General features: G+C 65.7%; 16 protein-coding genes. 12 read left to right on the forward strand and 4 right to left on the reverse strand.

Annotation, left to right across the window (positions count from 1 at the left end; genetic code table 11):
* Nucleotide 1: 1 nt before the first annotated feature.
* Together RIU96_RS01120 and RIU96_RS01125 are read left to right on the forward strand one after the other, a co-directional pair.
* On the forward strand, nucleotides 2-904 hold the full coding sequence (locus RIU96_RS01120) for a bile acid:sodium symporter family protein (protein WP_144317748.1): 903 nt from the start codon (nucleotides 2-4) through the stop codon (nucleotides 902-904).
* A gap of 80 nt (nucleotides 905-984) precedes the next feature.
* Nucleotides 985-2556: a sulfatase-like hydrolase/transferase gene (locus RIU96_RS01125; protein WP_311205044.1), complete on the forward strand. Its 1572-nt coding sequence runs from the start codon at nucleotides 985-987 to the stop codon at nucleotides 2554-2556.
* A 9-nt stretch (nucleotides 2557-2565) separates the two neighbouring features.
* On the opposite strand, the gene RIU96_RS01130 is transcribed toward RIU96_RS01125, so the two are convergent.
* A complete protein-coding gene (locus tag RIU96_RS01130; protein ID WP_375544066.1) occupies nucleotides 2566-4137 on the reverse strand; it encodes a VanW family protein in 1572 nt (523 codons plus the stop codon).
* A gap of 264 nt (nucleotides 4138-4401) precedes the next feature.
* On the opposite strand from RIU96_RS01130, the gene RIU96_RS01135 reads away from it, so the two are divergent.
* Nucleotides 4402-5814: an IS1380-like element ISCef7 family transposase gene (locus RIU96_RS01135; protein WP_144689020.1), complete on the forward strand. Its 1413-nt coding sequence runs from the start codon at nucleotides 4402-4404 to the stop codon at nucleotides 5812-5814.
* A 155-nt stretch (nucleotides 5815-5969) separates the two neighbouring features.
* On the opposite strand, the gene RIU96_RS01140 is transcribed toward RIU96_RS01135, so the two are convergent.
* Entirely contained in the window at nucleotides 5970-7124 is a 1155-nt protein-coding gene (locus RIU96_RS01140) for a glycoside hydrolase family 3 N-terminal domain-containing protein (RefSeq protein WP_311205045.1), read from the reverse strand.
* A gap of 72 nt (nucleotides 7125-7196) precedes the next feature.
* Between RIU96_RS01140 and RIU96_RS01145 the strand changes: the two genes are divergently transcribed.
* Nucleotides 7197-7415 (forward strand): DUF2613 domain-containing protein, encoded by a 219-nt coding sequence (locus RIU96_RS01145; RefSeq protein ID WP_259788029.1) that lies wholly within the window; start codon nucleotides 7197-7199, stop codon nucleotides 7413-7415.
* Nucleotides 7416-7424: 9 nt separating this feature from the next.
* Entirely contained in the window at nucleotides 7425-10346 is a 2922-nt protein-coding gene (locus tag RIU96_RS01150; RefSeq protein WP_311205046.1) for an alpha-(1->3)-arabinofuranosyltransferase domain-containing protein, read from the forward strand.
* A gap of 16 nt (nucleotides 10347-10362) precedes the next feature.
* Here the strand turns inward: RIU96_RS01150 and RIU96_RS01155 are convergent, their stop codons facing one another.
* The gene (locus RIU96_RS01155; RefSeq protein ID WP_259790656.1) at nucleotides 10363-11391 is read right to left on the reverse strand and encodes an acyltransferase family protein; all 1029 of its coding nucleotides are present in this window, start codon (nucleotides 11389-11391) and stop codon (nucleotides 10363-10365) included.
* Between the two features lie 24 nt (nucleotides 11392-11415).
* On the opposite strand from RIU96_RS01155, the gene RIU96_RS01160 reads away from it, so the two are divergent.
* The 7 genes from RIU96_RS01160 to RIU96_RS01190 all read left to right on the forward strand — a co-directional run bounded on the left by RIU96_RS01160 (nucleotide 11416) and on the right by RIU96_RS01190 (nucleotide 17893).
* Nucleotides 11416-12126, forward strand: coding sequence for a hypothetical protein (locus tag RIU96_RS01160; RefSeq protein WP_144780117.1), 711 nt, complete (start codon nucleotides 11416-11418; stop codon nucleotides 12124-12126).
* Complete coding sequence (locus tag RIU96_RS01165; protein ID WP_136649032.1) at nucleotides 12113-13504, forward strand: MmpA family trehalose lipid delivery protein; 1392 nt, start codon at nucleotides 12113-12115, stop codon at nucleotides 13502-13504. Before RIU96_RS01160 ends, RIU96_RS01165 begins: the two co-directional genes overlap by 14 nt.
* A 100-nt stretch (nucleotides 13505-13604) precedes the next feature.
* Complete coding sequence (locus tag RIU96_RS01170) at nucleotides 13605-13745, forward strand: hypothetical protein (RefSeq protein ID WP_186309884.1); 141 nt, start codon at nucleotides 13605-13607, stop codon at nucleotides 13743-13745.
* Between the two features lie 552 nt (nucleotides 13746-14297).
* Nucleotides 14298-15947, forward strand: coding sequence for an IS21 family transposase (istA, locus tag RIU96_RS01175; protein WP_201740601.1), 1650 nt, complete (start codon nucleotides 14298-14300; stop codon nucleotides 15945-15947).
* Complete coding sequence (locus RIU96_RS01180; protein ID WP_201740600.1) at nucleotides 15947-16699, forward strand: ATP-binding protein; 753 nt, start codon at nucleotides 15947-15949, stop codon at nucleotides 16697-16699. Before istA ends, RIU96_RS01180 begins: the two co-directional genes overlap by 1 nt.
* 706 nt (nucleotides 16700-17405) lie before the next feature.
* The gene (locus RIU96_RS01185; protein WP_136649033.1) at nucleotides 17406-17639 is read left to right on the forward strand and encodes a three-helix bundle dimerization domain-containing protein; all 234 of its coding nucleotides are present in this window, start codon (nucleotides 17406-17408) and stop codon (nucleotides 17637-17639) included.
* Nucleotides 17640-17650: 11 nt separating this feature from the next.
* Nucleotides 17651-17893, forward strand: coding sequence for a three-helix bundle dimerization domain-containing protein (locus RIU96_RS01190; RefSeq protein WP_311205047.1), 243 nt, complete (start codon nucleotides 17651-17653; stop codon nucleotides 17891-17893).
* Nucleotides 17894-17923: 30 nt separating this feature from the next.
* On the opposite strand, the gene RIU96_RS01195 is transcribed toward RIU96_RS01190, so the two are convergent.
* Nucleotides 17924-19003 (reverse strand): glycosyltransferase family 4 protein, encoded by a 1080-nt coding sequence (locus tag RIU96_RS01195; protein ID WP_311205048.1) that lies wholly within the window; start codon nucleotides 19001-19003, stop codon nucleotides 17924-17926.
* Nucleotides 19004-19007: the final 4 nt, after the last annotated feature.

Here is a 19007-nt window from a genome sequence, read left to right on the forward strand (position 1 = left end):
CATGTTTGAGTTCTTCCAATCCTTAGCGAGTACGCTCACCACGCTCTTCGTACTCACCAGCATGTTCAACGTGGGCCTTACCCAGCACCCGGCGCGCATTGCCAAGCACCTGCGCGACTGGCAGTTTCTCACCCGCATGGTTGTGGCTAACTTCCTAGTCGTGCCCGGTGTGATGCTGTTGTTCATCATCATCACCGGCATCGGCGCGCCGTACTCGACGGCGCTGATCCTGTTCGCCTGCGCCGCCGGGGCCCCGCTGCTGATCAAGCTAACGCAGGAAAGCGATAACGACATCGCTGCCGGCGCGACCATACAGATGGTACTCATGGTCTCCACCGTCGGCTTTTTGCCTTTCCTGTTGCCCCGCCTTATCGACGGCATCGAGGTCGACGTGTGGCAGATCGCCCAGCCGCTACTTCTGCAGATGATCCTCCCGCTGGCGCTCGGCATGGTCTGCCACGTTGGCGTCGAAAAGCTCGCGGCGACCGTGCAGCCCTGGGTGGCGAAGATTTCTAACCTGGCGCTCTACGGGCTGCTCATCTTCACCATCATTGGCTACCTGCCCGAGATGGCGGACGTTGACCTGTGGATCGCGATCATCATCGGTGTCGTCGTGCTTCTGATCGCCTTCTACATGGGATACGGTACTGGCCAGGGCAACACGAACCACGCTCAGCTCGGTGCATTGGGCACCGCGCAGCGCAACACTGCCGCAGCAATGATCACGGCGCAGAGTTTCGACGACCCGCTGGTGTTTGTCACCATCGCGCTGCTCAACACGTTGATGATGTTTGTGCTGCTCAAGCTCGCTACTCGCTTGGGCAACGACTCCGCCATTGCGTTCTTAGAACCCCTTGAAGCGGACATGCCCGGCGGCATCACCCGCCCCTATGCCCAAAACTAGCCACGTAAAGGTCGATACTATGGGGTGGCATAACACAATCCAACATTCTCATTCTCTGCATGGACCAGTGAGACATGCGCATGGAACTTCCCGACGACGTCGAGCTTCCCGCACTGCAGTCGCTGATGGACAAAGGCGTCACCCTCGATCAACACTATTGCACGGTTCCGCAGTGCACACCGTCTCGTACCGCGATGTGGACCGGCCAGCACGCGAAAACGCTGGGCACGTGGGACAACACGGACTTCGCCTGGATCAAGCCACTGACACCGGACACCCCCACGCTCGGGCACATGATGCGCGAACAGGGCTATTACACCGCGTTCAAGGGCAAGTGGCACCTCTCGGACACCGGCTTTGGCACCTCGGAGGTGCTCGAGAAGTTCAGCTTCTCCGACTACCAGCTCTGGGGTGACAACTGGGGCCGCCCGCTCGAGGGCCAGGTCAAGGACGGCACGGTTGCGGTGGAGACAGTCGATTGGCTGCGATACAAAGCACCGAAGGACCAGCCCTGGCTGCTGATCTCATCCATGGTCAACCCCCACGACATTATGTACTACCTGGCGGATCAGGACGAGCTGGGCCACGAAAATGGCGTGATGCGCCCGAAGCTGCACGGTTTGCCCTCCATGGCGGAGCTCGAGCGCTGGTGGGACCCTGCCCTTCCGGAATCGGTCGACGACGACATGGCGCAGCAACCGCTAGGCCCGCACAACTACAAGGAGTTCGCGCAGCTCAACTACACCGACGTGTCGAAGGGTCGCGCCGATATTTGGAAGCAGCGTCGCAACTACCTGATTAACTGCATGCGCCTTGTCGATGCGGAGTTCGGCAAGATCCTCGACGAGCTCACCGCCCAGGGCCTGTGGGACAACACGGTGGTCATCTTCACGTCCGACCACGGCGAGATGAACGGCGCCCACGGCATGACGCAGAAGGGTGGCATCCACTTCGACGAGGCGACCGTGGTGAATATGACAGCCGTGGTCCCCGGCGGGGCGCAGGGCGTCGAGAGCACCGCTGTCGGTTCGCACATCGATCTCGTGCCCACCGCCCTCGCTTTTGCCGGGCTTGACGACGCCACCCGTACTAAACGCTACCCCGCTCTACCGGGCCGCAACCTCTCCGCAGTGCTGACCAACCCAACCTCGACGGTACCGCCGCGCGGCAGCGCCAGCGAGCCCGGTGACGGTGCGCTGTTGATGTGGGAAGGATTGCACCAACTCGACCCGGCGTGGGCCGTGACCGGCGCACTCGGCGAGTTGGTGGACCTGCCGCTGGACACAGAGTTGCGCGAGGAAACGATGCGCGAGGCGGGTGAGAAGTTCGGCGCGCCCGACTTCACGCGCCGATCCTTCTTCCGCGCGGTCGTCGATGGGCGCTACAAACTGGTGCGTTGGTTCTCACCGGAAGAGTACTGCACCCCGTCCACGGTCGAAGAGCTCTACGCCACCTCGGATGTGTCCCTGCACGATCTGGTGGAGGACCCTAATGAGCTGGAAAACCTGGGCAACCCGGAGCACCCTCGCTACGACGTAGAGCTAGTCGCCACGCTGTTGGCCAAGCTCAACGCACTGATCGAACGTGAGCTTGGCGACGACACGTGCCCGATGGACCTCGACATGTTCGGCACCCGCGACGTGACCTACTAGCGCGGCGCGCTACTCGCAGCGAACGATGGGCTGCGGGTCGTAGACCGTGGTGGAGGTGTTGCGACTGATCTCATTGCCGCTGAGGTCACGCACAATCCGGGTATCGGAGGTGGTAAAGCCCTGCACCCCGCCCGAGGGAATGCAGTCACCACTGGTGACGGTCACGGGCTTCGGCGAGGTGTAGGCCCAGCGCCCTCCATTGATGGACTCCACCTCGACGGTTTTCACACCCATCAGACTCACGGTGACCTCCCCACCGCCGACCTTGGAGGTGATCTTCACCGGATAAGGCGAGTCGTTTCGGAACTGCAGGTCGATCGCGCCCTCGAAGACGGTTGCCTCGCGGCCCGTGGGGTAGCGGGAGATGTAGTAGGAGTGCGGCGTGGAGGCCACGTCGGTCATTCCCGCAAAGTAGGCCGCGTTGTACAAGGTGGTGGCGAACTGGGAGATACCACCGCCGACGGCGGTGCCGGGCCGGCCGTTTTCGATGATCCCGGACGAAACGTAGCCCTGCGCGGTGCCGCGCGGGCCGGTGTAGCCGTTGAGCGAGAACGTCTCGCCTGGGTTGACAATCGCTCCTTCGACCGCGCGTGCCACCACCGCGATGTTGGTGCCCGAGGCCGAGCTGTAGCCGCTGGTGGTAAAGGAGCCGACGACCTGGTCGAAGGTGGCATTGTTGGCCTCTTCAGTGGTGAAGTCGGCCGGGCGGGCCTTATATTGCGCGTCCCAGGTGCGCTCGGCGGAACCGATCAACCGCTCGTCGAAACCGTCCATCGCGGCCTCCCAGTCGATGATGGAGCCGTCGACGGACGGTTCCACCCCGCCGCCGGGCAGCACGCGCGCGTTTTTCATCTGCGTCTCGGTCGCAGCGAGCTGCTCGACCAAGATGCCCTGGGCGTTTTCCACGTTCACCTCGGGGGCGATTTTGCCGTCGACGTTAGGGAATTGGACGACCTCGCCGATGCGCTCTTGGGCAATGACACCGTCGATGCCGTCGCGACCGTGCAGTGTCAACGCTCCGGACAGCGCCGCCTTAACCGGCCCGTCTAAGGCTTCCTTGATGGCCTGGTCGCCGATAGCGGGTTCGATTTCGCGCGGCTCGACCTCTACACCGTCAGGGTTGAGCCAGCCGGTGGTGACACGTTCGAACAGCTCGGTTTTGTCAACCTCCTGGCCCGGCACCGGTTCGGTCACTTTCGCCTCGCCGCCTTCGATGGCGATCGCGCCGTCGGCGGGGTCGAGGTGCAACTCGCCGGCCACGCGCTCAAGCTGCGGGGTGAGAGCGGCCTCGTTCACGGTCGACACAATGTCGACTTCGCGGGTGCGAAACAACCCGGCGAGGCGAGTGAACGGGTTCGCGGACTCTTCGCCCGCGCTTGCTACGGTCGCCTCCCAGTCGATGCCGAGGCCGGACTCGGCGGGCACGAGCTGCGAGCTTTGCGATGCCGCCTTCACCGTCACCGGGTTGCTCGCCGTCTCGCCGAGCTCTGCTTCGAGCTTCGCGGTGGCCTCGTCGTGGCTCATGCCGCCGATCTCGACACCGCCGACGGCGGTGCCACGCGGCACGTTCCCGCGGTTCATTGCGAGGTCGGCGAGGTAGATCGCGAGCAGCACCGCGAGCACGCCGAGAAGCACACCGAGGAGAATCTTCCCGGTGCCGACCCCGCGCCCACCGCGGGCACCTGTTGCATTTACCGTAGTCACTTCTACAAGATTACCTTAGCCTGGATTCACCGATGTGACTCGAATCTAAGCGGCGTGGGAAAAAGAGAAATGCCCTTCTGAACTGGGATAATACGACTTATCTAAGGTCCGTAATCCCTGTCAAGAAAGAGCATCTCTCAGGTGCAAGTATCTCACACTCCCGCGGCACTCTCTATTTCCTTTGATGATCCCACCCTCGTGTCGGCCGCCGGCCTGGCCCCGACCATGCGCCTGGCCGACAACGCTGGCCTGTCGACCCTGGCACAGCACCAGCTGACTGTGGCAGGTGACAAGGGTGCCAACGCCGGGGCGAAGATCACCACCCTGGTCGCCGGCATGGTCGCAGGGGCCGACTCGATCAACGACATGGACCTGCTGCGCCACGGCGGGATGAGCCGACTGTTCGACCGAATCTACGCACCCTCGACCCTGGGATCCTTCCTCCGGGCCTTCACCTTCGGACATGTCCGTCAGTTGGATGCCGTGGCCTCCCGGTTCCTGATCAACCTGGCAGTGCAGGCACCAGCCCTGGTACCCGCCCCGGCTGCCACCAGCGGGTATGTCTTCGTCGATGTTGACGACACCATCATCGAAGTCCACGGCCACCAGAAACAAGGCGCCGGCTTCGGCTACTCCGGTATCCGTGGGCTCAATGCGCTGCTGGCCACGGTCACCACGAGGACTTCCGCCCCGGTGGTCGTGGCCCAGCGCCTGCGCCGCGGGTCCTGTGGCTCCCCGCGTGGGGCGGGCCGGTTGATTGCTGATGCGATCACCACCACCCGGCGGTTACCGGGACTCCAGCACCAGAAGATCCTGGTGCGGGCTGATTCCGCCTTCTACGGCTCCCCCAGCATCCACGCAGCACTCACAGCCGGTGCGGATGTGTCGGTTACCGCGCGGATGACGAGGAATATCCGCCAGGCGATCACCACGATCCCGGATACGTCCTGGGAGACAATTGAGTACACCGACGCACTCTTCGACGAGGACACCCAGACCTGGATCTCCTCAGCAGAAGTCGCGGAAGTCCCCTTCACCGCGTTTGCGTCGAAGCCGGAGGTCGATCAGGTTCCCGGGCGGCTGGTGGTCCGCCGGATCCCGGAACTCAACCCCAAGAAGAATGTGGATCAGCCGGGACTATTTGATCTGCACCGCTTCCACGCGGTGTTCACCACCGCTGACCCCGCACTGCTCGATACCGTGGCCGCGGACAAGACCCACCGGCAGCACGCAATCATTGAACAGGTCAACGCGGATCTGAAGAACAGCGCCCTGGCGCATATGCCGTCAGGGAAGTTCACCGCGAACGCGGCGTGGCTGGTGTGTGCGGTCATGGCCTTCAACCTCACCCGCACCGCCGGGGTCGTTGCTGCGGGGGCGCTGGCCAGGGCTACGACAGCGACGATCCGGCATCAGATCATCGCGGTGGCGGCCCGGGTGGTGCGTCGGTCCCGGCGACTGGTGCTGCACCTGCCGGAGGGCTGGAGGTGGCAAGCCCAGTGGCGGAGACTGTTCGATCACGGTCACTCGCCGCCGGTGGTTGTTTCTTCCTGACCACCTGCGCCGGATTCCTTCGGCCCGAGCTGAACTACCAATTCGTGGAACGACCAGACGACGACGTGATCTGGGGATCACCCCTGCCCGAAATCCTTGGTGGTGCCCGCAGCCGAAATCAACCGATCACCGAAGGACCATCGGCGGATCCAGGCTTAGAGCCCGACGTCGATTAACTGCTGCTGCGTGCGCACCGCGGCGGCGTCGATGCGCTCAGGCGCGATTGTGCCGTCCGTGGCGGCCGAGGTAACCAGGTCGATAATTACCACGAGGTCCTCCCCCGATGACCACAGTGCCTGATCCGCCCCGGCTGCGATCGCATCGCGCACCGCCTCCGGGGTGGGGCGGTAGTCCGTGATGCCGCGCATCCCAGACAGGTCATCGGTGACGATCACCCCGTCGAAGGGCTCGCCGCCCGGGTAGTCGCCCTCGCGCAGGATGCGGTAGGCCTCCGGGTTCAAGGAGCTGGGCACGTCGCCGCCGCCAAGACCCGGCACGATCATGTGGCCCATCATCACCGACGCCGTCGGACGGGAAGGCAGCACCTCTGCGTAAGGCTGCATGTCCGAGCCCTCCAGCACATCGAGGGGAGGTGTCGTGGCCAGCGTCAGGTGCGTGTCCCCCGTGGCGCGGCCGTGGCCGGGGAAGTGTTTGAAGGTGGGGGTCACGCCGGCGTCGATAAGCCCTTGCGAGAACAACCCGCCGACGCGCGCCACGTCGCCCGGCTCCGCGCCGAAGGAGCGATCGCCGATGATGTCGAGGCCGGTGACGTCGAGGTCAAGCAGCGGGGCGTAGTCGACGTTGACGCCGCGCTCGCGCAGCGAGCGGCCGATGTCGTAACCGGAGCCCTGGATCACTTCGTCCGGTTGCCCGGCCAGCGCGCGCGGCGGCATCCACTGCCCGAAGACTTGCGTGTGGCGCTGCACACGCCCGCCCTCGAAATCCACGGCCACGGAAAACGGCCGGTCGTACTCGGCACGCAAGGCGTTGATGTCGCGACCTGGCTCGACAAGCAGCGCCGGGTCCGCCCACGACGGGATAAATAACCCGCCGACGCCCTGATCGAGGGCGAAACGGGCCTGGTCGTAATTGGCTACACCGACGACTATCAGCGAGGCGACCTTCGCGCGCAGGTCGTCCGGGACGCGCTGCGCGGCGCTCGGCGGGGGCGGCGGGGCCGTGCTGGTCTCCGTCTGCGTGGAGGTCACCGTCAGTGTCGTCTCCACCACCTCCGGGGCCGGGGGCGGGGCGCAGGCCGTCAGCGCGATCACCAGCGCCGTTGAGGCCGCAGTGATGCGTGCTCGGCTCATGCGCGGCCTCCTTTCCTCCCGTGACGCGCACTTACTCTACCTGCCGCGCTCTGGCTGCTAAGATGTGTCACCATGTCTAGTGACGTTGCCTTTGACGCCGCCGGGGTCGCCTCCGCTCCCCGCCGCGCCGCCACCAGTGTGCTTGCCAGCGCCGTGGTGGGTATCGTGCTCGGCGCCATCGGCGTGATCGGCATCGCCGCGTTCTCGGGGCAGTCGACCGTCCCGGCGGGTAACGCTGTCACCGCCGACCAGGCCGTGCTGGGTGGTCCGGAGTACGGCTCTCGCCAGTAGGCGCTCCGCGTGCGCGCCCACCTGCAACACCCGCTCGCCGCCCACCTGCTCGGTTGGTTGGCGCTGACGCTCATCTCGTTCGCCCAGCCGCCGGGGCAAGTCGCGGCCGACACCAAGTTCAACCTCACCCACAACCCCGGCGCGTTCCTCGCGGCGGCGACGCGCGCGTGGACGGACCAGTTCACTCTCGGCCAGATCCAGAACCAGGCCTACGGCTACCTATTTCCGCAGGGCCCGTTCTTCCTGCTGCCGTTGCCGGACTGGGTGGTGCAGCGGCTGTGGTGGGCGCTTTTGCTGTGCATCGCGTATTCCGGCACCCTTGCCGTGGCGCGTCGCATGGGCGTGCCAGGGGTTATCCCGGCGCTGCTCTACGCGCTGAGCCCGCGGATCTTGACTACGCTGACGGCAATTTCCTCCGAGGCGTGGCCGGTGGCGTTGGTGCCGTGGACGATTCTGCCGCTGCTCAACCGGCGCCCGCAGGTCGCGCCCGCGCTGGTGGCGGTGGCCCTGATGGGCGCGGTCAACGCAACCGCCACCATCGCGGCGTGCCTGCCGGCATTCGTGCTGCTTGTGTGGCGCCGTGACTTCTCGCGCGCGGCGTTCTACCTCGCGGGCTGCGTCCTGGTCAGCGCCTGGTGGCTCGGGCCGCTGCTGGTGTTGGGGCGCTACTCCCCGCCGTTTACGGAGTTCATCGAGTCGGCCTTCGTCACCTCACACTGGCTCAACCTGGCCGAGGTGCTGCGCGGCACGACGAGCTGGGCGCCGTTTGTGGATACCGAGCGCACTGCCGGGTTCCTGCTGGTCTCCGAGCCGGTCTTCATCCTGGCGACCATGGCCGTCGCCGCGCTCGGCCTGGCCGGTCTCGCGCGCGCGGACATGCCCTGGCGCGGCTTCCTGGTGGTCCTGTTCTCGCTCGGTGTGCTCATCTTGGGCACCGCGCACTTTTTGCCCTCGCTTTACGACGGCCCCCTGGCGCCACTGCGCAACCTGCACAAGTTTGACCCGCTAGTGCGCCTACCGCTGGTGCTGGGCGTAGGTTGGGTTGCCTCTAAGGTGCGCACCCCCGGCATCGTCGCGGTGTCGCTGGTGGTTGCCACCGCCGTGGCCCCGGCGTGGTCGCTGCGGCTGCTGCCGACGGGCACGTGGTCGGAGGTCTCCCCGGACTGGGTTGCCGCGGGCCAGTGGCTTAACCAAAACGCAGCCGGGACCCGCACCGTGGTGATCCCGCCGGCGTCGTTCGCGCGGCAGACGTGGGGGTGGACGCGCGACGAACCGATCCAGGCCGTCACCCGCGCCCCGTTTGCCGTGCGCGACGCGATCCCCCTGGTGGACCCGGAGGCAATCCGCGGCCTCGACGGCCAGATGGAGGCCCTGGATACCGACGCGCTGCGCTCCATCGGCGTCGGCGCGGTGGTCGTGCGCGGCGATCTCGACTCCGGCGCGCGCACCGAGTGGCCGGGTGAGCCGGACGCGACGTTCGGCGAGCTGGAGATCCACCTCATCTCCCCCGAGCGCGGCATGATGGCGACCTCGGATGCGCCCGTGCGTGTCGACGGCGGCGGGGAGGTGCTGGCCCTTCTCTGGCAGCAATACGGCTACTTCCCCGCCGTGTTGGTGGATTCGAGCGCGCAGATAGTCACCGACACCCCGGCCGCGGCAGTGCGCAACTACGGCACCCTCGACTCGCCCGTGTCGGCGCACCTCGCCTCTCCCGAGGAGGGCGCGGACGTGCGCAACCGCCTGCCCGACTACCCGTCCGCCGGCACGCGCGTGGGCGTGGACATGTCGGGCGGCACTGCCTCGGCATCGAGCTCGGCGGCCGACGCCACCGTGTTCGGCGGGGCGAACCCGTCGCGCTCGCTCACGGCCGCCTTCGACGGCCTGGAGGACACCGCCTGGTGGCCCGCGCCGGGTGATCTCGGCTGGATTAGCTCGACGGTCTCCGGCGGGCGCGTCACCATCACCGCCACCGACTCCACCGTGGTGCGCGTGGTATCCGGCTCCGGGACCCGGGACCTGACGTTGGAAGCGGGCGAGCCGCGCACGGTTAGCGTGCCCGGCGACACCGTGCGCATCGAGCTGACCGAGCCGGTCGGGATCGCCGAGCTGGACACCGGGGTGCGCCGCATTGTCGACGTCCCCGGCACCGCCGACACCTACTTTTTCCAGCGCCTGCTGCCCCACACCGACGTGCTGCAGCGCCGGTTCACCACCGCCACCGACGCGACGTGGCGTTTAAGCGCACCCGCCACCATCGACGGCGAGGAGGTTGACGGCGAGGTGTTCCTCCCCGCCGGGGCGCACGAGCTAGTCACCGACGCCGAGACCATCACCATCACGCGCGGCGAGGTGCCCACGGCTCGCGCGGAGGCTTTCGGGGGCGTGGTGGGGGCGTCGACAAGCGAGCAGCTCATCCTCACCGCGCGCGGCTTCAACGAGGGGCTGCGCGCACGCGTCGGCGGTGTCGAGGTCGAGCCCGTGCGTATCGACGCCGGCATGCAGGCGTTTCGCGTGCCAGCGGGCGTGAGCGGGGCGTTTGAGATGCGCTTCGCCGGCGACGCGCTGTACCGGTGGAGCCTTCTGATCGGCGCCGTGGTGTCCCTGCTCACCGTGGCGTTCTGCCTGTGGGTGCGGTGGCCGCGCCTCTCGCGCTTCAACCCGCGTGATGCGTCGACGCCGGTATCGCCGCTGCTCACCGCTTTGGCGGTGGGCCTTGTGCCCGGCGCGGTGGCGGTGGGGCTGGCGTGGGCGGTGCGCCGCTTTACCGCCATCCCGGCGTGGGGCCTAAGCGCCGGCGCCGCCGGGTTCATGGGGCTGTGGCTGGCACGCGCGCCGTGGCCGGGGGAAAACTACGCTGGTTCCTCGGTGCTCGTGCTCGTTGCCGGGTGCGTGGCGGTGGCGGCGCTGGCGTTTCCCGACGACGAGCGCTGACCCTAAACCCGGACGCCTAGGAATGCACAGGTTCCGCCGAAACTCGGGGCACATCGGTGGTGTCCGGGTTTCGGCGGTAGCGGGAGTTGACCCAGCGCGCGCCCGGCACCTCCACCCACTCGTAGGAAACGTACGACACTGCCACGCTCACCGCGACCGTAAACGCCAGCACGGCGACGAAGTGCCCGCCGAAGATCGGCACCCCAAGCAGCGGGAAGGCGAACGCCAGGACCCAGACGTGCCACAAAAAGATCGAGTACGACCACCTCCCGAGCCGCCGCATAGCGCTCGAGGCCAAGAGGCCGTCCTCGCGCGGCGACAGCACGAACGGCGCGACCACCAGAGCGGCGAACGCGGCGCCCAGGATCACGCGCGCGTTGAACTCCGCCGGCGACGGGTGCTGCAACCCAACAGGGCCGACAACGCCCGCGAACCACGCCACGGGCAGCGCCAACAGCGCAAACGGCAGGCGGGGGCCGCGGTAGCCGACGCCGAGGCGTTCCAGCTCAGCCAGGATGAGGCCGACGGCGAACCACAGAACGTAGGAGGGCGGCCAGATCTGCATGTTCACCACCGTGACGCCCGCGATCGCCCACGGCCACGCCAGGGACAGGGGTATGGCGAGGGCGAGGGTGAGCGTGCGAAGGGGCGCCGATAAGCGGAGGTAAAGCGGAAGAACCAGGTAGAAGGCCACTTCGACGCAGAGCGACCACATCTGGGTCAGCCCGGCGACTAGGCCGTCGGGGACGTAGATCTGCACCATGAACACCTGCGCCACAACCTGCCGCAGTGAGATGTGCGTCAGCTCCGGCAGAGTCGCCATAACCACCGCGACGCAGGCGAGATAGGCGGGGGCGAGCCTCGCTAGACGACGCCGGTAGTACCCCGGGCGCTGCCCCCCGCGCGCCAGGAGGAACGCGGAGAGCGCGTAGAACACCGCGACGAAGTAATCGAAGCGCTCCAGCACGGGGTGGTACGTCGCGGTCTGGAACGCGACGTGCGTGACGACGATGCCGAGGGCGGCGACGGCGCGCAGGCCCTCCAATTCGGGAAGTAGAGTGTTAGCGATATGAACAGTGTAAGAGTTAGGCGGACGCTAGCGAAGTGCCTCGTGGTGCTCGTCGCTGGGTTCGTGCTGAACTTGATCTCGCCGGTGGTGATCGCGCAGCAGCGCACGATCCACCCCGGGGAGAGCACCGTGATCACGTACGACGGTCCCGCGGAGCTGGTCACAACGCTGTCGACGGAGAAGGGCCCGAAGTCCGGCCACGTGGTGATCAACGCCGTGACCACGCTCGACGGGACCGAGTTGGCTGATTCCTACACCGTCCACGCCAGCACCGCCCTGCCTGTCGACGGGCGCGTGGGCCTGACCCACGTGTTCCCCTACCGGCCGGAGCGGATCACCTACCCCTACTCGGACCCGTTCGCGCCAGAAACCTTCGATACCCCGGCGCGACTGGACTACCTCGGGCCGGGCAGCGTCGACGGCCTGGACACGTACAAGTACCGCGCGAACATCACCGCGCCGGGCTACGAGGCGCAGCGGACCATCGACTTGCAGATGAGGACCGGCGAGGTCCTCGACGAGACGTGGTCGGTCAACCAGGGCCCAGTCGAGGGGCTGTTCCGCATGTCGGAGCAGTCGCGGGCGCAGGCGCGCGAGCACGCGGCGGGGCAGGTCCGCGTGCTGCGTGCGCTGCAGGTGCTGGCGTGGGTGACGCGGTTCGCGGCCATCGCCGCGCTGGCGTGGGCGGCGGTGACGGTTGCGCGCCGCTAGCGCCCTCGGCGCCTGGGCCGCCGTGCTCGTCGTGGCCGTGACCTGGCCTTTTATGGTCCCGGGCCCCGCGTTCGCGTTGCGCGACATGGTGGTGCTTCCCGACATGGCGCTCACCCACGCCTCGCTCGGCTTCGGCGACTTGCCCGCGCGCAACGTGCCGCAGGACGCGGTGTTGGCGCTTGTGCCGGCGCCGGTGCTGGTCGTGCGGCTCATCGTCATCGGCGCCGCCTGCGCCGCGGCCTACGCGGGTTACCGCATCGGCGCTTCCCCGTTTGGCCGGGCGGCGGCGATGACGGTCGCGGTGTGGAACCCGTTTGTCATCGAGCGTCTTCTCCAGGGCCAGTGGTCGCTGGCTGTTGCGGCGTGGCTGATGCCCCTGATCGCGTGCACGGGCTCGATTGTGGCGATGTGGGTTGCCTCGCTGACCCCGACGGGCGCGCTGGCGGCGGTGAGTCTGGCCACGCGCCGGCGCCACGTCATCGCCGCGGTGCTGATGTGCGCGCCGTGGGTCGTCGCCGGGTTCGTCGCCGCGGGGTCGGGCACCGCCACCGCGTCTTCGGCGGCCGCGTTCGCCCCGCGCGCCGAGAAGTGGGTGGGCACCCTCGGCGCGCTGCTTGGCCTCGGCGGGATCTGGAACGCCGAGGCGGTCCCGCCCTCGCGCTCTGCGGGCTTCGCTGTCTTTGGCGTCGTGCTGTTCGTCCTGCTTTCCTGCGCGTGGCGCGAGGTACCGCGCCGTCTGCTCGTCCTCGCCGCGGTGGGGTTCGGCGTCGCAATCGCGTCGTGGCTGGGAGTTGTGGGGCTCGTCGTCGAGTGGCTGCCGGGCGCGGGCTTGCTTCGCGACGGCCAGAAGTGGGTGATCCTGGCCATCCCCGCGTACGTCTACGCCGCCGGGGCGCTCCGGCCGAGGCTCGCCGCGGCGGCCTGCGTGCTGGCGCTGCTGTCGGTGCCTAACGCACCTGTGGACGTCGCAAAGCTGGCCCCGGTGCAGGTCAGCGTGCCCAACATCGACGACCGCGGCCGAGACGTGTTCTTCGTCGACCGCCCCGCTCTGCTGGCGCGCCAGGACGGCATCCCCGTGGTCGATCCCGCCACCAAGGCAATGAACGTGGTGGAGTCCGGCGAGCTGCGTATCGACGGCCACGTTATCGACGCGCCGTCGTCACGCTGGGCGCAAGCGCAGGAGGCGCGCGACGACCCGGGTGCGCTGGCTGCTCTCGGGATCGGCGTCGTGGTCTACCCGGATGGGCGCGTGGTGGAGACGGGTGCGCCGGCGGCGCCGCGCCCGGCGCTTGGGTTGGCGCTGCTAGCGCTGTGGGGCGCGGTGCCGCTGCTGGCGCTTGTGCCGCGGCGCGGAAAGCTTTTGCCAGGAGTAGCGTAGGTCTAGATGCAGTTCAACCCAGAAGGAGTGCAATAAACATTCAATGTCGTCGTGTTTTCCCAAGGCGAGCCTCGTTATCGCACTGTGGGCTGTTGTTGGGGTGGCGACACTCATCTCCATACTGCTCGGCACTTCCGCGCTGGGCACGTTGAGCCTGATCGGCCCGTGGGCCACGATCGCGTTCGTTGTCACCATCGTGAACATGAGGGATTCCCGGCAGCAGGAGCTCTTGGACTCGTAGTGAGTGCTGCGGACTTCGCGTGTGTTTTTTGGGGTGCTTGTTGGGGAAGATCTCAGCGTCGATCTGGGGCCCGTGATGCCTCGATTTCGCGCTGACATTTTCTCCTAGGCGTTCAGGGGGAAGATCTCAGAGCGAAGTTGATCTCAAAAATACCTCGAAACACGCTGACATCTTCACCTTGACGTGCCGGGAAGATCTCAGCCGCTATGGGAAACCCCGGAACACGTCGATTTCTCGCTGACATCTTAATCCTCACGTTGATCGAGGAGCTCAGCGCAAATCTGGCCTCCAGAACGCCTCATTTTCACGCTGACATCTTCGCTCACGCGTCAGCGAAGATCTCAACACAAAATCGCGCCCAAAAACGCCTCGTAAACAGGCTGACATCTTCTCCTGGGCGCACGGGGTGTTAGGGACGTGCTTTTAGTAGCGCGGTTCTGACGATCGGATAGCGCGGGTATGAGCTTCGGATAGCAGCATCTGGTGGTCTGTGGTGATCTCAGGTCTACACGCAGTAATTCGGCTGCGTGTGGACCTCGAAGAGGAGACACCGTGACTGACTACCGATTGGTGATGTCACTATTGATCCAGAATCTGTCCTACCGACAGATCGAAGCCCTGGCGGGATGCTCACACACCACCATCGCCAAAGCGAAGAGAATCTGCCGGGACCAGGGCTTTACCTCCACCTCCCAGGTGGAAGACCTCACCGCGGAAGAACTCGACGCCTTGTTCACCGACGGGCGCAAGGCGCCCTCGGATGAGTTCGTCGCCTTCGACGTGGCCGCGATGGTCACCAAACGCTCGGGCAAGAAGAAGCTCCCGCTGCGCGTGTTGTGGGCCGGCTACCTCGACACGGACGGCGTCCCTGGCCAGCGGCACTACAGCTATCAGCGGTTCTGCCAGATCATCGGCGAGTACGTCGATGTCAACGACCTGACCATGCGGATCACCCACGTTCCCGGTCACACGATGCAGGTCGACTGGGCGGGCACGAAGATGGCCGTCTTTGACCCCATCACCGGGCGCAAGACCAAGGTGTCGGTATTCGTGGCCTCGTTGCCGTACTCCGGGATGGTCTTCGCCCGCGGTTATCTCGATGAGAAGTCCCCGAACTGGTTGGACGCCCACCAGCAGGCCTTCGAGTTCTTCGGCGGTATCCCGCAGGTCGTCATCCCGGACAACGCCTCCACCGCATCCAACCAGATCGCTCGTGGGGACCGGGCCCGGGACGTCAACCGCGCCTACCGGGATTTCCTCGAGCACCACCGCACCGCTGCGGTACCGACCCGTCCCGTAAAACCACAGGACAAAGGCAATGTCGAAGCCGGGGTCAAGGTCGTGACCAACTGGGTGATCGGCCGGCTCGCGGGCCAGCGATTCGCCAGCCTGGATGACCTCAATACTGCTGTGGCCGACCAGGTCACCGCGATCAACACCAGAACACCGTTCCGCGGACAGCAGATCAGCCGCAAGGATCTGTTCGATGAGTATGAGCGGCCGGAACTGCTTGGGCTGCCGGAGTCCCGCTGGCAGCCGGTGACCTGGCGGAAATCCAAGGTCAACCGTGATTACCACATCGAAATCGCCACGGTGAAGTACTCGGTGCCCCACACCTTCGCCGGACGCCACGTTGATGTGAAGATCACCGGCGACCGTCTGACGGTCATGTGCGACGGGGACATCATCGCCACCCATACCGTCTCCCCGCGCCAGCATGTCTACGTCACCGACCCCGATCATGTCCCCGATCAGCATCAGCAGTCCTCGGACCTGTGGTCCAGGGCGTATTTCCTGCGTCAGGCCCACAAGGTCGGTCCCCACACCGTCGCCGCGATCACCAGCGTGCTCGATGCCCGCCCGATCGAAGCCCAGGGGTATCGCACCTGCCTGAACATCCTCGCCCTGGGCAAGGGCGACAACAAGGCACTGCTGGAACAGGCCTGCCGGCAACTGGTTGACGCTGATTCCCCGCGGGCGGTCAGCTACACCGCGGTCAAGCAACGCCTGGCGGCCTTGCGGGCCCAGGTCCACGCCCGGCCCACCACCACAGATGCTCCGCCGCCGCCGGCCCCACGCATCGACCCGGCCCCGGGCTCACGGGACACCCGCGGTGCGCACCTGGCTGGCCCTGAGCACTTCAGCCTCGACGCTCTACTGGGAAAGACGGATCCTGCCCACGATGAAGGAGGTCAGGCGTGATGGATCGACACCTCACCGACGCCGACATGACGTTGTTCACCCAGCTGCGGATGACCGCCTTCGGGAAAACCGTCATCGACCTGGCCAACGACCCCGCCTGCGATGAGTGGACGTTCTCGCAGAAGATCTTCCACGCCCTGGATAAGGAGATCACGGCCAGGGAGCAACGTCGGACCCAGAAACTACTCAAGGCATCCAGATCGCCAAACCCTGATGCCTGCGTAGAAGAAATCCGCTACCTTCCCGACCGCAACCTCAATCGTGAGCTAATTGCACGGCTGTCCAGCTGTCAATGGATCGATCAGACCCACAACCTGGTCATCCTGGGGAAATCCAGTGTCGGCAAGACCTACCTCGCGTTGGCGCTGCTCAACGCCGCCTGCCGGAAGTTCTACACCGCCCGGTTCTTCAGACTCGATGATCTGGCCAACCAGCTCGCGGTCATGGACCCCGCGTCGCAGAAACGGCTGGACTTCCTCACCGACCTGCACAACTGCGACCTGCTGGTCATCGATGACTTCCTGACCACGCCCATCAACCAGCACACCGCCGCGGAGCTGCTCAACATCCTCGCGGCCCGGGACGGCCGTGGCTCGACCCTGGTCACCTCCCAGTTCGAGCCGCAGGACTGGTACAAATCCCTGCATGACGCGGTGATCGCCGAATCGATCCTCAACCGGATTGTGGCAGGCGCCGAGATCCTCCCACTCGACGGGCCGAACATGCGCCGACACCTCGCCGACGCGCAATAGCCCCGCCGGCACCCGGACCAAGCACCGCTATCCGGTGCTCATCCGGGTGCTATCGGATCGTCAGAACGCTGCTACTGGAAGCACGTCCCAAACACACGGGGAAGATTTCAGAGCAAATCTGATGCCCAGAACGTCCAGCAAAGACGGTGACATCTTCCCCAGCACGCAGACACGTACTCCGCAGCGGCAGAGTCCCAAAGCCCCAAAACCCCCGAAAGACACATTGATTTAACCTTGGGTTAAATCATTTGCGCGGCCCAACCCAACCCCAAAACAACTAGTGTGACAAACGTCACACATCGCCCAGATGCAGTAAAGAAAACCCGCTGACCAGCACTGTTAACTCATTTACTGGGCCACAACCCATAAATGACGAAGACCAATCAACGGGACGGTTGACCCCAAAACCGAAATGACTTATGGTTAACACCAGATGAACAAAAGGTTACACACATGGTGTAGCCCATCGAGACAGAAAGGGTGACAGTAAGCAATGAGCACCGCAATTGCAGAGCAGGTGATCTCGCGACTCCGTCCGGAGCACGCCGAATCCCCTCTCGAAAACAAGTCAGCAAACAAGTCAACAGTCAACACCATCAACCGAGAGGGCACGGCCCGCACCGCAGACCGTGACACCTACGAATCCCCCTCAATCGGACCGCGTGTCCTACGCGGTTTCGCTACTACAGATCCAAGGAGCATAACCATGACTAACAACATCGACTTCAGCATCATCCGCGAGCGCGCCCTGCGCAACATTCGCGAAGACCTCGTCACCGAGTGGGCAAACACCTACCCGGCAGAGGACATCCAGGAGACCTTCGACGCCGTCAAGGCCGAGCACAAGAATAACGCAGTCATCGAAGACTTCGTCCCCGTCCTCGTCGAGGCAGAAATGAAGGAGCGTCTGCGAACCCGCGACCTGGACATCCCCGCGTAAGCGAGTCCATCGTGGCCGCGGTTGACTTCAGCATCATGAGGCGCCGCGCGTTGGAAAACATCCGACACGACCTGATGGTTGCGTGGAGCGGCACTTACCCTGCCGCTCAAGTCAGCACCACGTTCGAAGCTGTGTTACGGCTGCACAACGCTCGAGCAACAGTGCCGGACTTCATCCCCATCCTCGTCGAAGCCGAGATGCTGCACCTTCTGCGCAGCGACCAACTACTAGACGATTCCGACCGGCTGAACTAGCCACGCACGTCAAGCGCCCGCCCCCACAGATCACGGGGACGGGCGCTTGACGTGCGCCAGCACCTCCGCGAACCGGCGGCCCGTCTCCTCCCACGAGAAGCGTTGCGCCCATTCGAGAGCGCCGGCGCCTAATCGGTCGCGCTCGGGGGCGTCGTCAAGCAAATGCTCAATGATCTCCCGGAACTGCTGCCGCGAGCCGGCGAGGCGGCCCGTGACCCCGTCGACGATGGAGTCGCTTAGGCCCCCGGCCTCGACGTAGCCGACGGTGGGCACGCCGTGCTGCGCGGCCTCGATGACCGCGATCCCCCAGCCCTCTTTCACACTCGGCATCAGGTGCAGCGACGCGCGCGAGAGCACGGCGTGCTTGTACTCGTCGCTGACGTGTCCGTGGAAGATCACGCGCCCCTCGAGCCCCGCAGCGTAGGTGCGCAGCTCGTCCTCCCACCAGCCGGAACCAAGCACGTCGAGCACCACGCCGTCGAGCTCGCGCACGACGTCGATCGCCTGCTCAATGCGCTTGTGCGGCACTAGCCGCGACAGGGTGGCCAGGTGCGTTAGCCCGTCATCAGGCAGGTAGGGCACGACCTGCGGCACCGGATCGACCCCGTTGTGCACCACCGCGATGTCGGCGTCGCGCACGCCCAGGGCGATGAGGTCCTCGCGCGAGGCGTCGGACACGGTGACGTACTGCGCGCCGCGGTAAACGCGCGGGGCGACGCGGCGCTCCAGAAACGACCCGAGCCGCCCAATAAAAGGCCCCGCGACTGGCCATTGCCGCAGGTGACTGTGGTGGGTGAGCAGCACCGTCTCCGCCCGCGAGTACAACCGCGCGAAAAACGGGATGCCGTTTTGAGTATCCACAATCACGTCCGGGCGGTGCCGCCACGCCGCCAGCGGCGCGAGCAGGTAAACGCCGTACTTGCCGCCGGAGCGCTCGATGCGCACCCCGTTTTTGACGCTGCGGCGCGGCGCGTCAGTGTACGCGGCCGTGCGCAGCACCACGTCGTGGCCCTGGCGCGCGAGATACTCACCGACGCGCTCGATGTAGGCTTCCGATCCACCCCCCTGAGGGTGGGACATGTCGCGCCAACACAGCAGCAGTATCTTCATACGT

This window comes from Corynebacterium sp. Z-1 (genome assembly GCF_031844665.1).
GTDB lineage: Bacteria > Actinomycetota > Actinomycetes > Mycobacteriales > Mycobacteriaceae > Corynebacterium > Corynebacterium sanguinis.

Excerpts from the sequence above, each read along its gene's own strand:
- RIU96_RS01120 (WP_144317748.1), top strand. The coding sequence starts at position 2 with ATGTTTGAGTTCTTCCAATCCTTAGCGAGTACGCTCACCACGCTCTTC.
- RIU96_RS01145 (WP_259788029.1), top strand. The coding sequence starts at position 7,197 with ATGTCTAGTGACGTTGCCTTTGACGCCGCCGGGGTCGCCTCCGCTCCC.
- RIU96_RS01180 (WP_201740600.1), top strand. The coding sequence starts at position 15,947 with ATGGATCGACACCTCACCGACGCCGACATGACGTTGTTCACCCAGCTG.
- RIU96_RS01130 (WP_375544066.1), bottom strand. The coding sequence starts at position 4,137 with ATGAACCGCGGGAACGTGCCGCGTGGCACCGCCGTCGGCGGTGTCGAG.
- RIU96_RS01185 (WP_136649033.1), top strand. The coding sequence starts at position 17,406 with ATGACTAACAACATCGACTTCAGCATCATCCGCGAGCGCGCCCTGCGC.
- RIU96_RS01125 (WP_311205044.1), top strand. The coding sequence starts at position 985 with ATGGAACTTCCCGACGACGTCGAGCTTCCCGCACTGCAGTCGCTGATG.
- RIU96_RS01195 (WP_311205048.1), bottom strand. The coding sequence starts at position 19,003 with ATGAAGATACTGCTGCTGTGTTGGCGCGACATGTCCCACCCTCAGGGG.
- RIU96_RS01140 (WP_311205045.1), bottom strand. The coding sequence starts at position 7,124 with ATGAGCCGAGCACGCATCACTGCGGCCTCAACGGCGCTGGTGATCGCG.
- RIU96_RS01160 (WP_144780117.1), top strand. The coding sequence starts at position 11,416 with ATGAACAGTGTAAGAGTTAGGCGGACGCTAGCGAAGTGCCTCGTGGTG.